This window comes from Bacillus glycinifermentans, assembly GCF_001042475.2.
GTDB lineage: Bacteria > Bacillota > Bacilli > Bacillales > Bacillaceae > Bacillus > Bacillus glycinifermentans.
Window position 1 is genome coordinate 93,928 of the sequence record NZ_LECW02000015.1, and the last position, 13,799, is coordinate 107,726.

General features: G+C 47.4%; 13 protein-coding genes. All 13 read left to right on the forward strand.

Annotated elements, in window-relative coordinates:
* Positions 1-37: 37 nt before the first annotated feature.
* The 13 genes from AB447_RS10715 (at position 38) to AB447_RS10775 (ending at position 13,799) form a co-directional block, all read left to right on the forward strand.
* A complete protein-coding gene (locus AB447_RS10715; RefSeq protein WP_048354758.1) occupies positions 38-763 on the forward strand; it encodes a GntR family transcriptional regulator in 726 nt (241 codons plus the stop codon).
* Positions 764-852: 89 nt separating this feature from the next.
* Positions 853-2,091 (forward strand): bacillibactin exporter BcbE, encoded by a 1,239-nt coding sequence (locus tag AB447_RS10720; RefSeq protein WP_172796341.1) that lies wholly within the window; start codon positions 853-855, stop codon positions 2,089-2,091.
* Positions 2,092-2,220: 129 nt separating this feature from the next.
* Positions 2,221-3,501 (forward strand): EF-P 5-aminopentanol modification-associated protein YfmF, encoded by a 1,281-nt coding sequence (gene yfmF, locus AB447_RS10725; RefSeq protein ID WP_048354759.1) that lies wholly within the window; start codon positions 2,221-2,223, stop codon positions 3,499-3,501.
* The gene (gene yfmH, locus AB447_RS10730; RefSeq protein WP_048354760.1) at positions 3,498-4,784 is read left to right on the forward strand and encodes an EF-P 5-aminopentanol modification-associated protein YfmH; all 1,287 of its coding nucleotides are present in this window, start codon (positions 3,498-3,500) and stop codon (positions 4,782-4,784) included. The genes yfmF and yfmH overlap by 4 nt, the downstream gene beginning before the upstream one ends.
* A 75-nt stretch (positions 4,785-4,859) precedes the next feature.
* Positions 4,860-5,591 (forward strand): elongation factor P 5-aminopentanone reductase, encoded by a 732-nt coding sequence (gene ymfI / locus AB447_RS10735; protein ID WP_048354761.1) that lies wholly within the window; start codon positions 4,860-4,862, stop codon positions 5,589-5,591.
* 70 nt (positions 5,592-5,661) lie between these two features.
* A complete protein-coding gene (locus tag AB447_RS10740) occupies positions 5,662-5,919 on the forward strand; it encodes a DUF3243 domain-containing protein (RefSeq protein ID WP_048354762.1) in 258 nt (85 codons plus the stop codon).
* Positions 5,920-6,149: 230 nt separating this feature from the next.
* Positions 6,150-6,941 (forward strand): YmfK family protein, encoded by a 792-nt coding sequence (locus tag AB447_RS10745; RefSeq protein ID WP_046132857.1) that lies wholly within the window; start codon positions 6,150-6,152, stop codon positions 6,939-6,941.
* Positions 6,942-6,958: 17 nt separating this feature from the next.
* Positions 6,959-7,864, forward strand: coding sequence for a helix-turn-helix domain-containing protein (locus AB447_RS10750; RefSeq protein ID WP_057957560.1), 906 nt, complete (start codon positions 6,959-6,961; stop codon positions 7,862-7,864).
* A gap of 62 nt (positions 7,865-7,926) precedes the next feature.
* Entirely contained in the window at positions 7,927-8,508 is a 582-nt protein-coding gene (gene pgsA, locus AB447_RS10755; protein WP_048354763.1) for a CDP-diacylglycerol--glycerol-3-phosphate 3-phosphatidyltransferase, read from the forward strand.
* A 19-nt stretch (positions 8,509-8,527) separates the two neighbouring features.
* Positions 8,528-9,778, forward strand: a complete 1,251-nt coding sequence (locus tag AB447_RS10760; protein WP_048354764.1) for a competence/damage-inducible protein A — start codon at positions 8,528-8,530, stop codon at positions 9,776-9,778.
* Positions 9,779-9,963: 185 nt separating this feature from the next.
* A complete protein-coding gene (recA, locus tag AB447_RS10765; RefSeq protein ID WP_046132861.1) occupies positions 9,964-11,010 on the forward strand; it encodes a recombinase RecA in 1,047 nt (348 codons plus the stop codon).
* Positions 11,011-11,356: 346 nt separating this feature from the next.
* The gene (gene rny / locus AB447_RS10770; protein WP_048354765.1) at positions 11,357-12,916 is read left to right on the forward strand and encodes a ribonuclease Y; all 1,560 of its coding nucleotides are present in this window, start codon (positions 11,357-11,359) and stop codon (positions 12,914-12,916) included.
* Positions 12,917-13,001: 85 nt separating this feature from the next.
* Positions 13,002-13,799, forward strand: a complete 798-nt coding sequence (locus AB447_RS10775) for a TIGR00282 family metallophosphoesterase (protein ID WP_048354790.1) — start codon at positions 13,002-13,004, stop codon at positions 13,797-13,799.

The following is a 13,799-nucleotide window of genomic DNA, read 5'->3' on the forward strand; positions in this document are numbered from 1 at the left end:
GATAATTTTAATTTGATCTGTCAGACGGAGGGAAAACATGTCTATACAAGCTGACAATCAACAGTTATGTTTAAAGGTGATTGATCGGATAAAAGAAGATATTCAAAAAGGCGTATACTGCGAAAATGAACAGCTCCCCTCTGAATTCAAGCTGTCAAAGATGCTGGGCGTCACAAGAACGGCTTTACGGGAAGCGCTCAAAGTGCTGGAGGATGAAAACGTCATCATCAGACGGCACGGCGTCGGTACATTCGTCAACCCGAAACCTTTATTTTTATCAGGTATCGAACAGCTGAACAGCGTGACGAAAATGATTGAACAGGCGAGCATGACTCCGGGAACCATCTTTATGTCTTCACAGGTGACCGACCCGACTGAAGATGATCTGCTTCGTTTTCAAAATGCGGACGAAAGCGGAATATTCTTGCTTGAGCGGGTAAGAACGGCGAACGGTGTACCCGTCGTCTACTGCCTGGATAAAATCCCGATGTCGATTCTGCCGGATGGTTTTTCGCACGAGCAGGAGTCGATGTTCGAATGGCTTGAGAACAAGTCCGGTGCGGTGATCAGCTATGCGGTCGCCGATATTGTGCCGATCGGCTTCCACGATACGATATCCCAAATTCTTGAGTGCGATCCGGAGACGGCTTTGCTTCTCTTGAAACAGATTCACTATGACCAACATGATAAGCCTGTATTGTATTCTTTAAACTATTTCCGGGCTGACAAATTCAGATTCCACGTCGTAAGAAAACGTTTTTGATAAAGGCGGGCGCTCAGGAACCGAGCGGCTGTTTTTTTGCCTTACATAAATTCACCCTTTTCAAGCAATAATAACAGATGGAAATACTAATGAATTGGGTGAAAAAGTTGAGCAGAAAAAAAGGCGTTAAAAGCATCATCGCGCTGTCTTCCGTCCCGCTCGTCATGACGCTTGGCAACTCGATGCTGATACCTGTTTTGCCCGTGATTGAAAAAAAATTAGGCATCTCATCTTTTCAGGTTTCTTTGATCATTACGGTTTATTCGATCGTGGCGATCCTGTGCATCCCGATCACGGGCTATTTATCTGACCGGTTTGGGAGAAAAAAGGTCATGCTGCCGTGTCTTGTCATCGCGGGTGCGGGAGGCGCCGTAGCCGGAGCAGCCTCCTTATGGTTCAGTGAGCCGTACGCGCTGATTTTGGCGGGGCGTGTGCTTCAAGGTATCGGTTCAGCCGGTGCTGCTCCGATCGTAATGCCGTTTATCGGGGATTTGTTTCAAGATGAAGAAGTCAGCGCAGGTCTTGGAGATATTGAAACGGCAAATACTGCCGGAAAAGTGTTAAGCCCGATCTTAGGGGCTTTTTTAGCATCTTGGGTTTGGTTTATGCCGTTCTGGTTTATCCCGGTCGTCAGTCTGATCAGCTTTTTCCTCGTGCTGTTTTTGGTTCCAAAGCCAAAGGAGAAAAGCGAGGAGACAAAATCTTTGAAAGAGTTCGCCAAAAACGTAAAGATCATTTTTAAACGGGAAGGCCGCTGGCTCGTTTCCATCTTTATCATCGGCGGCATTATCATGTTTCTGCTGTTTGGGGTACTCTTTTACCTTTCAGAGAGCCTTGAGAAAACATACAAGATTGACGGGATCGTGAAAGGGGCGCTGCTCAGCATTCCGCTGCTTTTTCTGTCGGTCAGTTCGTATTTAGCCGGAAAGCTGATCGGAAACAATAAAATCAGAATGAAAATCTGTGTGATGATCGGGATGATCCTGCTTGTTTTGTCTTTTGGCGGGATGTGGTGGAACCACTCCTTTTATCCGTTGTTTTTGTTTATGTCAATCGGCGGCATCGGCATCGGGATGGCCTTGCCCTCGCTTGATGCGCTTATTACGGAAGGGGTCGATAAAGAAGAGAGCGGCACGATTTCGTCATTTTACAACAGCATGCGGTTTATCGGAGTCGCCCTCGGGCCGCCGGTTTTTGCATATATGATGTCAAATGCCGCCCGCTTGATTTTCATCGTCTCACTTTTGTGCAGTTTGGCCGCTTTAACCCTTGTGTTATTTTATATTGATCCAAAAGAAAACGAAAATGAGGCGGCAAAGACGGTGTGACGCGCACCGTCTTTTCTTTTTATTTCCTTAATCATCCTTCAGTTGATATAATTACAACCAAACGACCCAAAGCATATGCTCATTTATGGTCATAATACATAATATAAACAAGGACGAAGGAGGTTCTTTATGACATACCTTAACGAAACAAAGGGAAAACACAAGGGGCTAACAAGCCATATTGTGAAAACGGAAAAATTTAAGACCGTTTCCATCATCTTTAAAATGCTCGCCCCTTTAACAAAAGAAGAGGTAACAAAACGGGCCCTTTTCCCGCATGTGCTTTTGCGGGGAACGAGCACACACCCGAAAACGGCAGATCTCAGAACGTACCTTGATGAGCTTTACGGCACTTCAGTGACCGCAGACCTTTCCAAAAAGGGCGAACAGCATGTCATAACATTCCGTTTGGACATTGCGAACGAAAAGTATTTAAAGGATCAGACGCCGCTTTTGGAAAAAGGGCTGGAGCTTCTGTCAGAGATTATTTTTTCGCCGGCGCTCGAAAACGGTGCTTTTGACTCATTGTATGTCTCTCAGGAAAAACGGACGTTAAAGCAAAGAATTCAAGCCGTTTACAATGATAAAATGCGTTATTCCAATTTGAGGCTCATTCAGGAAATGTGCAAAGATGAGCCGTATTCCCTGCATGTAAACGGAGAACTCGACGATGTAGAAGGCATCACACCGGAGAGCCTTTATGAAGCTTATATAAAAGCGATCAAAGAAGATCAGCTTGATCTATACATCGTTGGGGACGTTGACGAAAAACAGGTGGAGCAGTACGTTTCTTCCTATTTCGATGTTGACGAAAGAGAGGCGGGGCCCAGAGCCGGTATTCGGCGCGACTTTGCTCCCGAGCCGAAAGAAATCATTGAAGATGCGGATGTTAAACAGGGAAAATTGAACATTGGCTTTCGGACCAATACGTTTTTTACGGATGATGATTACCCGGCTTTGCAGCTTTTCAACGGCCTGTTCGGCGGATTTTCCCATTCAAAGCTGTTCATCAACGTCAGGGAAAAAGCGAGCCTTGCCTACTATGCGGCTTCCAGGATCGAAAGCTTTAAAGGTCTGTTAATGGTCATGTCCGGGATCGAAGTCGGCAATTATCAAAAGTGCGTCGACATCATTAAAGAGCAATTTCAAGAAATGAAAAAAGGCAGCTTTACCGATGAAGCGATCGGCCAGACGAAAGCGGTCATTAAAAACCAGATTCTTGAAACGCTTGACACGCCTTACGGATTAGTCGAATTCATTTACCAGCAGGCCGCCGCTCAAACCGAATTTTCTTTGGAAGAATGGCTCGGCCGCATTGACGGTGTCACAAAAGACGACATCATCGAAGTCGGAAAGAAAATCGAACTGGATACAACGTACTTTCTGAAAGGGACGGAGGGAGCATCTTGACGAAAAAGATCGAATTTGAGCAGCTCAAGGAAACGCTATACTACGAAAAAATGCCGGGCGGGCTTGACGTATATGTCCTTCCGAAAGAAGGCTTTAACAAGACATACGCCGTGTTTACGACGAAATACGGCTCGATTGACAACGAATTCGTCCCGCTCGGCAAAGAGGATTTAGTTCGCGTGCCTGACGGGATCGCCCACTTTTTGGAGCATAAGCTGTTTGAAAAGGCCGACGGCGACGTGTTCCAGCAATTCAGCAAACAGGGGGCATCAGCGAATGCTTTTACCTCCTTTACCAGAACGGCGTATCTCTTTTCAAGCACATCAAATGTAGAAGAAAATCTGGAAACGCTCGTCGATTTTGTGCAGGACCCGTATTTTACGGAAAAAACGGTTGAAAAGGAAAAAGGTATTATCGGCCAGGAAATCAATATGTACGACGATAATCCGGATTGGCGCCTTTTCTTCGGCCTGATCGAAAACATGTATAAAGAGCACCCTGTCAAGATTGACATTGCCGGTACGATCGAAAGCATCTCACACATTACGAAGGATCTTTTGTATGAATGCTATGAGACGTTCTATCACCCGAGCAATATGCTGCTTTTCATCGTCGGTCCGGTCGACCCGGAAGCGGTCATCCGCCAGGTGAGGGACAATCAGCAGAACAAGCCGTATACGGATCAGTCTGAAATCGTCCGCAAAGAAGTGAAAGAGCCTGCGGCGGTATACCGAAAAGAGCATGAGATCAAAATGAACGTCCAAAGTTCGAAATGCCTGGTCGGATTAAAAAGCATCAATCCGACCAATACAGGCGACGATCTCTTAAAGCATGAACTGACCATGAACCTGATTCTCGAGTGTCTGTTCGGTAAAAGCTCGGCCGATTATGAAAGAATTTATGAAAAAGGCTACATTGACGAGACGTTCAGCTACGACTACACCGAGGAACACGGCTTCGGCTTCGCTTCTGTCGGCGGCGATACGCCTGAGCCCGACAAGCTTGCCGATGAGCTGAAACAGGTGCTTTATAAAGCGAAAGAGACGATCACGGCAGAAAAACTCGATTTGGCGAGAAAGAAAAAAATCGGTACGTTCCTAAAATCGATGAACTCTCCGGAGTATATCGCCAACCAATTTACACGGTACGCCTTTTTAGAAACGAGTTTATTCGATATCGTATCCGTTTTGGAATCGATTACCCTGGAAGACGTTCACCGTGTCGTCGATGAAGAGATAGAAGAGGACAGAATCACTGTCTGCAAAGTTGTTCCAAAATCATAACCGTCAGGAAAGTTCAGCGTGGGCAGCATGTTGTAGCATCACGCTGAACCTTTCTTTTTTAGGAAGGGTGGAAACATGACAAAACTGGCTCTTGTAACAGGAGCAAGCGGCGGAATCGGCCAGAGCATATGCGAAAAGCTGGCACAAAGCGGCTTTGACCTGCTCCTTCACTACAATACAAATGAAAAAGCGGCCGTCTCTTTAAGCGGGCGGCTGTCAAATACATATCGCATTCAAACCGAAATCATCCAAAGCGATCTGTCCGACCCCGGCGGTGCCGCGGCTGTTTCCGCTTGCATTGGCGGCCGGGCGCTGGACGCCGTCGTGTTAAACAGCGGGCAAAGCTACCGCGGCCTTGTCACAGACATGACAGACGAAGAAGCTCATGAGATGGTCCAGCTTCACGTGACAAGCCCGTTTACGCTGACAAGAAACGTGCTTCCGGCCATGATCAGAAGAAAAGCCGGCGCGATTGTCGCGATCACTTCCATATGGGGAGAAACGGGGGCTTCCTGCGAGGTGCTGTACAGCATGACAAAGGGGGCGCAGCATTCGTTTGTCAAAGCCCTCGCAAAAGAGCTGGCGCCGAGCGGCATCAGAGTGAACGCCGTTTCCCCCGGAGCCGTCAAAACGAATATGATGAGCGGGTTTTCGGATAAGGAAGAGGACATGATCGCAGAAGATATCCCGATGGGCAGGCTCGCAAAGCCCGACGAGGTCGCAGATGCCGTTCAATTTCTGCTTTCGGAAAAAGCGTCATATATCACCGGCCAGATTTTATCGGTAAACGGAGGCTGGCATTGCTAAAACAATGTATAGTTTATGATCCCTCAGAGAATAATAAGGCTGTAACTTTAAGAGAATGGAGGGGCCTGATATGTCCGTACTGGATAATTGGGATCAGTGGAAAAACTTCTTGGGCGACCGTCTCAACTACGCCCATGAAAAAGGAATGTCAAACGAAACCATCTCGGATCTTGCTTATGAGATCGGCGATTATTTAGCCGGTTCAGTCGATTCAAAAAACCATCAGGAAAGAGTGCTCGCAGATCTGTGGAGCGTGGCTTCTGAAGATGAGCAGCGCGCGATTGCGAACGTGATGGTCAAGCTTGTTGAAAACAACGGCTCGCATTGAGGAGAGAGTGTGTTCACTCTCTCTTTTTATACGTTTACTTTGTTTTTTTCGGTTTCTTCCAGCGGCCGGAAGGGTAAAAAAGGTTTAGAGGGGGCAGATTGGAGCGCCCGATTTTGGGAAACGGACGTTTTTCTTATTTAATCACATATTCTGCTTTCTAATTGAGACAAAATGCTTTATGATAAAGGAAGGTAAATTTTTGCCACGATGATGGATAGGGAGGTTATCATTTGGCAAAGCTCGAATGGTATTTAGAATACGAAATCCAAGTCAACCGTCCCGGACTTCTGGGAGATATATCCTCTTTATTAGGTATGTTATCGATTAATATTGTTACAATTAACGGCGTTGATACGTCAAGAAGGGGCCTTTTGTTAAAATGCCGTCATATAGATCAAATCAAACGTCTCGAATCCATTTTAAACACGATGGAGACGATTAAGGTTACAAAGCTGAGGGAGCCGAAACTGAGGGACCGCCTCGCCGTAAGGCACGGACGCTACATTCAGCGGGATGCCGATGACAAAAAAACGTTCCGCTTTGAACGCGACGAACTCGGGCTGCTTGTCGATTTTATGGCCGAACTGTTTAAAAAAGACGGACATAAGCTGATCGGAATCCGCGGGATGCCGCGTGTCGGCAAGACGGAATCGATCGTCGCCGCGAGCGTGTGTGCCAGCAAAAGGTGGCTCTTCGTGTCTTCAACGCTTTTGAAGCAAACGATCAGAAGCCAGCTTGTCGCCGATGAATATAACACGGAGAACGTCTTTATATTGGACGGAATCGTGTCGACGAGAAGGGGATCTGAACGACATTTGCAGCTCGTCAGTGAAATCATGCGGCTGCCCGCGACAAAAGTCGTCGAGCATCCGGATATTTTTGTGCAAAATACGGAATATACAATGGATGATTTCGATTACATTATCGAATTGCGTAACAGCCCTGATGAGGTTATTACATATGAACATGCCGAGGAACCGCAAATGTTTGACCATACGGGTTTTTCTGGCTTTGATTTTTAAAATGGAAGGTGTTTGTTGTGACTGAACTAGGAAATCGGCTCAAAGAAGCCAGAGAGGAAAAAGGGATGTCGTTAGACGACCTCCAGGCGGCAACGAAAATCCAAAAAAGGTATTTGACGGCGCTTGAAGAAGGAAACTATGACGTTATTCCGGGAAAGTTTTATGTAAGAGCTTTTATTAAACAGTACGCTGAAGCCGTCGGACTGAACTCGGAGGAGCTGTTTGAAGAGTTCAAAAAGGATATCCCTGACTCCTACAATGACGAGGTTTCTGATAAACTTTCTTCGATCAAGCCTCAGAGGGAGCTTCCGGCGCCCGCCTCCAAAGCGCTTGAGCTTTTGCCTACACTGCTTGTCTCGGCAGGCGTGATTGTCGTGATCGCGATCATTTACGTCATTGTCCAGGCCGTGATGGGCGGAGGAAATGAAAATTCCGCCGAACAGACGAAAACGGAAGAGACAGAGAGCAAGTATGATGTCTCAAAAGATTCGCCGCTGAAGAATGAAAATCAAAAAAACGCGGACAACGAAAAATCAGGCGCTGAAGATAAAAAAGACGACGACGCCCAGAAAACCGCTGACAAAAAAGAGCTGAGCATCAAGGCCGTAAACAGCCAGGGCTCTTCCACAACCTATGAAGTATCGGGAGCCGACAAGCTTGAGCTTGAGGTGACAACGACCGCAGACTCATGGGTCAGGGTGCGGGACGCGAAAGGAACCTCCCTTAAAGAAGGCATGATGAAAAAAGGAGATTCCTTTCAAAAAAATATTACCGACCAAGATCAGATTGAATTGCGGGTCGGATATGCGCCTGGCGTAGAAATCAAAATCAACGGAAAGGTTCTTTCCTACGAACTTGATCCGAAGAATGTGATGACACAAAACATAACGATTGAAAATAAAAAGGAGAAAAAGTCATCTTAACGGTCCGGATGACTTTTTCTTTCGTCCATCAGCAATAAAACGATACATAATGGAGGAACTTTATGTTTAACTTACCGAATAAAATCACGCTTTCGAGAATCGCCTTAATTCCTATTTTCATGATCATCATGCTCGTCCCGTTCAACTGGGGGTCGCTGTCTTTCGGAAACGAATCGATTCCGGTGGCACATCTGATCGGCGCTCTATTGTTCATCTTCGCCTCCGTTACCGATTGGGTTGACGGCTATTATGCAAGAAAGCTGAAACTCGTGACCAATTTCGGGAAATTTCTCGATCCTCTGGCAGACAAATTGCTCGTGTCTTCGGCTTTGATCATTTTGGTCCATTATCACCTTGCCCCGGCCTGGATGGCGATCGTCATCATCAGCCGGGAGTTCGCCGTGACGGGACTCCGTCTCGTGCTTGCGGGAACCGGCGAAGTCGTCGCTGCGAATATGCTTGGAAAGGTAAAAACGTGGGCGCAGATCATCGCCATTTCAGCCCTCTTGCTGCATAATCTCCCATTTGAGCTCGTCTCGTTCCCGTTCGGCTCTCTCGCGCTATGGGTGGCCGTCTTTTTCACCGTCGTATCCGGCTGGGATTATTTCGCCAAGAACTGGGATGCTTTAAAAACATCGAACTAAACACAGGGAAGTGGAAAACATGAAACTTGAAAGAAAAGCTGAAATCATCGCCGTCGGTTCAGAGCTTTTGCTCGGACAGATCGCTAATACAAACGCACAGTTTATCAGCAAGCATTTGGCGGAAATCGGAATCAACGTTTTTTATCATACAGCGGTCGGAGACAACCCTGAACGCTTGAAACGGGTCATTCAAACCGCCCAGGAGCGGTCTGATTTCATCATCTTCTCAGGGGGTCTTGGGCCGACGAAAGACGATTTGACAAAAGAAACGATCGCACGGGTCATCGGGCGTCCCCTTCAGCTTGATGAGGAAGCATTTCAATCGATTGAAGACTATTTCAAAAAAACGAACCGGACGATGTCTCCGAACAATCGAAAGCAGGCGCTCGTTCTCGAAGGTTCGGATGTGCTGCCAAACCGGTTCGGAATGGCTCCGGGGATGCTGCTTCAGCATGAATCGCGTTTTTACATGCTGCTTCCGGGGCCCCCGAAGGAACTTGAGCCGATGTTTGAAAACGAAGCGAAGCCGCTGATTTTAGAAAAACTCGGTTCAAAGGAGAAGATCGTCTCAAGAGTGCTGCGCTTCTTCGGAATCGGTGAATCCCAGCTTGAAACGGATTTGGAAGACCTTATCGATGCGCAGACGAACCCGACGATCGCTCCTTTGGCGGCAGATGGTGAAGTCACCCTCAGGCTGACGGCAAAACACGCCGATCCGGCTGAGACGGAACGCCTTCTAAAAGAAACGGAAGACCGCATTTTAGAGCGCGTCGGCGGGTTCTTTTACGGATACGATGATACATCGCTTGTCGAAGAGCTTGCGAAAGCCTGCGTCCGCAAAGGACTGACGCTGTCTGCTGCGGAAAGCTTTACAGGAGGGCTTTTTTCCAGCTGGCTGACGGAATTGAGCGGGGCCTCCGAATACTTCAAAGGCGGCGCCGTCTGCTACACAAACGAATTGAAAGTTTCAGCTGCAGGTGTTTCCGAAGACACGCTCGAGCGCTTTGGAGCCGTCAGCGCGCAATGCGCGAAGGAGCTTGCAGCGGGCATCAGAAGCAAAACCGGAAGCGACATCGGCATCAGCTTTACCGGTGTGGCCGGTCCGAATACGCAGGAAGGGCATCCTGCCGGGAAGGTATTTATCGGCATCTCGGTCGACGGCAAACCGGAGGAAGCGCACGAGTTCATGTTCGCGGGCTCAAGATCGGCCGTCAGGAAGCGTTCTGCCAAATACGGCTGCCATCTGCTCCTGCACATTTTGGGTAAATAAGCGATAATTCCGTTTTCGGAGAATCTTCCTTTTAAAAAAAGACCGCTTTCGCTCTTTGCAAAATGATTTTTTATCGTTTAAAACCCGCTGAAAAAAAATCGAATATGCGTTCGCTTTTTTCTTGGCAAATCCGAGCAAACAAGGTATAGTAGATATAGCGGAAGTGATAAAGGAGGAAAAAACAGATGAGTGATCGTCAGGCAGCCTTAGATATGGCGCTTAAACAAATAGAAAAACAGTTTGGAAAAGGTTCCATTATGAAACTCGGAGAACAAACCGAGACGAGAATTTCAACCGTTCCGAGCGGCTCTTTAGCGCTTGATACAGCCCTTGGGGTGGGCGGATATCCGCGCGGACGGATTATTGAAGTATACGGCCCTGAAAGCTCCGGTAAAACGACGGTGGCGCTTCACGCGATTGCCGAAGTTCAGCAGCAGGGCGGACAGGCGGCGTTCATAGACGCCGAGCACGCGCTTGATCCTGTTTACGCGCAAAAATTAGGGGTTAACATTGACGAGCTGCTGCTGTCCCAGCCTGACACGGGGGAACAGGCGCTTGAAATTGCGGAAGCGCTTGTCAGAAGCGGAGCCGTTGATATCGTTGTCATCGACTCCGTTGCGGCGCTCGTGCCGAAGGCGGAAATCGAAGGAGACATGGGAGACTCGCATGTCGGGCTGCAGGCCAGACTGATGTCCCAAGCGCTGCGGAAGCTTTCCGGGGCAATCAATAAATCAAAAACGATCGCGATCTTTATTAACCAGATCCGCGAAAAAGTCGGCGTCATGTTCGGAAATCCTGAGACGACTCCAGGGGGAAGGGCCCTGAAGTTCTATTCTTCCGTGCGGCTTGAAGTGCGCCGCGCCGAACAGCTCAAACAAGGCAACGACGTCATGGGGAACAAGACGAAAATTAAAGTCGTGAAAAACAAAGTGGCGCCTCCATTCAGGACGGCCGAAGTAGACATTATGTACGGCGAAGGAATCTCAAAAGAAGGGGAAATCATCGACCTTGGAACAGAGCTTGACATCGTCCAAAAAAGCGGGGCATGGTACTCCTATCAGGATGAGCGCCTTGGACAGGGCCGTGAAAACGCGAAGCAGTTCCTCAAAGAAAACAAAGATGTGCTTTTGATGATCCAAGAGCAGATCAGGGAGCATTACGGCCTGGATAACAACGGTGTTTCGGCTCCAAAAGAAGAAGAGGAAGACATTCAGGAAGAGCTCGAATTTTAATTTCAAGGCTGCCGCCCGGCAGCCTTTTCTTTTTCTTTCGCAAATCCGCCGTCCCCTCACAAAAAATCTCCGAACCTGTTGCCGGTTCAGCGCATGTATGTCCGGTGGATTGCTTATATCTTTTGAAACGTTAAGACCGTAAGCTTGACAAGTATTTGCCACACAATTACAATGAAATTGTATCACTTGTTTTTCTTAACATGATTGATAAACATTTAAACTTGACAAGGGCTGTGAAGCTTCTTCATTCCCTGTGAAGGTTCTGTATGTTGAGAAGAAAGTACAATGTACATGCCGACACTTACTTTTAGCAAGAAACAAGTTCATAGCAAGAGGAGGTGAAAGTATGAGTCCATTAACCATTCTCATCTCCATTTTGCTGAGCCTATTCTGTTTAGTTGTTGGCTACTATGTTCGAAAAATCATTGCCGAAGCAAAAATTTCAGGTGCGCGCAACGCAGCCGAACAAATTCTTGGAGACGCAAAGCGGGATGCTGAAGCGTTGAAAAAAGAAGCCCTTCTTGAAGCAAAGGACGAGATTCACACGCTTCGGATAGAAGCTGAACAAGAAGTTCGTGAAAGACGAAATGAGCTTCAAAAACAAGAAAACCGTTTACTCCAAAAGGAAGAGAACCTTGACCGAAAAGATGAATCGTTAGATAAACGGGAAGCGATGTTGGAGAAGAAGGATCATTCTCTGAATGAACGACAACAACATATTGAAGAGATGGAAAGCAAAGTGGATGAAATGATTCGTAAGCAGCAGTCGGAGTTGGAGCGTATTTCAAGTCTGACGCGTGATGAAGCGAAGCAAATCATTCTGGAGCGGGTTGAAAAAGAGCTTTCCCATGACATCGCGATCATGATGAAAGAAACTGAAAATCGTGCGAAAGAAGAGGCTGATAAAAAAGCGAAAAATATTCTTTCATTGGCTTTACAGCGCTGTGCGGCTGATCATGTGGCAGAGACGACGGTTTCCGTTGTCAACCTTCCAAATGATGAGATGAAAGGCCGTATTATCGGACGTGAAGGGCGAAACATCCGTACGTTGGAAACATTGACTGGAATCGACCTCATCATTGACGATACGCCGGAAGCCGTTATCCTTTCAGGATTTGATCCGATCAGGCGCGAAACAGCACGGATCGCTCTTGATAAGCTCGTTCAGGATGGACGCATTCATCCTGCCAGAATCGAAGAAATGGTTGAGAAATCCCGTCGTGAAGTGGATGATTATATTCGCGAAATGGGCGAACAGACGACGTTTGAGGTAGGAGTCCACGGTCTTCATCCCGATTTAATCAAAATACTCGGCCGCTTGAAGTTCAGAACAAGCTACGGACAGAATGTACTAAAACATTCAATGGAAGTGGCATTCTTGACCGGACTTATGGCTGCTGAGCTTGGAGAAGACGTTACGCTTGCGAAAAGAGCTGGTCTTCTTCACGATATCGGGAAAGCGATTGACCACGAGGTGGAAGGAAGCCATGTCGAAATCGGCGTGGAACTGGCCACCAAGTATAAGGAGCATCCTGTCGTCATCAACAGTATCGCATCACACCACGGAGATCAGGAGCCGACTTCCGTCATCGCCGTGCTCGTGGCCGCAGCTGATGCGCTGTCAGCCGCAAGACCTGGCGCAAGAAGCGAAACGCTCGAAAATTATATTCGCAGGCTTGAAAAACTGGAGGAAATCTCCGAGTCTTACGAAGGTGTTGAAAAATCGTTTGCGATACAGGCCGGACGGGAAGTGCGGATCATGGTGAAACCAGACTCGATTAACGATCTTGAAGCCCATCGTTTGGCGCGGGATATTCGAAAACGAATTGAGGACGAGCTCGACTACCCTGGACATATTAAAGTAACCGTCATCAGGGAAACGAGAGCCGTTGAATACGCAAAATAAAGTGGTGCGCATGCATCACTTTATTTTTTTGTTTCCTTGTGTAACACTATTAAAGAAACCTATTGAAAAAAGAAAGGGTCAAAGCATGAGAATTTTATTTGTTGGAGATGTCGTCGGTTCGCCCGGCAGAGAGATGATTAAAACGTATTTGCCAAAACTGAAGCTGAAATATAAACCGCACGCCGTCATCGTGAACGGAGAGAACGCAGCACACGGGAAAGGCATCACCGAAAAAATTTATCATCAGTTCATTCAAGCGGGTGCCGATGTCATCACAATGGGAAATCATACGTGGGATAAAAGGGAAATATTTGATTTTATCGATGGCGCTCCGCAGATCGTCAGGCCTGCCAATTTTCCTAAAGGCACGCCGGGCAAAGGAATCGCTTACATCAAAACAAACGGCAGCAAGGAACTGGCTGTGATCAATTTGCAAGGCCGTACATTTCTGCCTCCGATCGATTGTCCGTTTGAAAAAGCGGACGAATTGATTGAAGAGGCTTCTAAAAGAACGCCGTATATTTTTATCGATATGCATGCCGAAGCGACGAGCGAAAAGCAGGCGATCGGCTGGTATGCGGACGGACGGGTTTCGGCTGTTGTCGGAACGCATACACACGTGCAGACGGCGGACAACCGCGTACTTCCAAAAGGGACGGCTTATATTACCGACGTCGGCATGACAGGACCTTATGACGGCATTCTCGGCGTGGAACGGGAGACGATCATCAAACGGTTTAAGACGAGTCTTCCGGTCCGGTTCGAAATCGCCGAAGGCCGTACGACGTTAAGCGCAGTTGTCATTGATATCGATGACCAAAGCAAAAAAGCTGTTAAAATCGACCGGATATTAATCAATGATGACCACATGTTTTTTGAATAA

Coding starts and splice junctions, on each gene's coding strand:
- ymfI (WP_048354761.1), top strand. CDS start 4,860: ATGACAAAACTGGCTCTTGTAACAGGAGCAAGCGGCGGAATCGGCCAG.
- rny (WP_048354765.1), top strand. CDS start 11,357: ATGAGTCCATTAACCATTCTCATCTCCATTTTGCTGAGCCTATTCTGT.
- AB447_RS10715 (WP_048354758.1), top strand. CDS start 38: ATGTCTATACAAGCTGACAATCAACAGTTATGTTTAAAGGTGATTGAT.
- recA (WP_046132861.1), top strand. CDS start 9,964: ATGAGTGATCGTCAGGCAGCCTTAGATATGGCGCTTAAACAAATAGAA.
- yfmF (WP_048354759.1), top strand. CDS start 2,221: ATGACATACCTTAACGAAACAAAGGGAAAACACAAGGGGCTAACAAGC.
- pgsA (WP_048354763.1), top strand. CDS start 7,927: ATGTTTAACTTACCGAATAAAATCACGCTTTCGAGAATCGCCTTAATT.
- AB447_RS10740 (WP_048354762.1), top strand. CDS start 5,662: ATGTCCGTACTGGATAATTGGGATCAGTGGAAAAACTTCTTGGGCGAC.
- AB447_RS10720 (WP_172796341.1), top strand. CDS start 853: ATGAATTGGGTGAAAAAGTTGAGCAGAAAAAAAGGCGTTAAAAGCATC.
- AB447_RS10775 (WP_048354790.1), top strand. CDS start 13,002: ATGAGAATTTTATTTGTTGGAGATGTCGTCGGTTCGCCCGGCAGAGAG.
- AB447_RS10760 (WP_048354764.1), top strand. CDS start 8,528: ATGAAACTTGAAAGAAAAGCTGAAATCATCGCCGTCGGTTCAGAGCTT.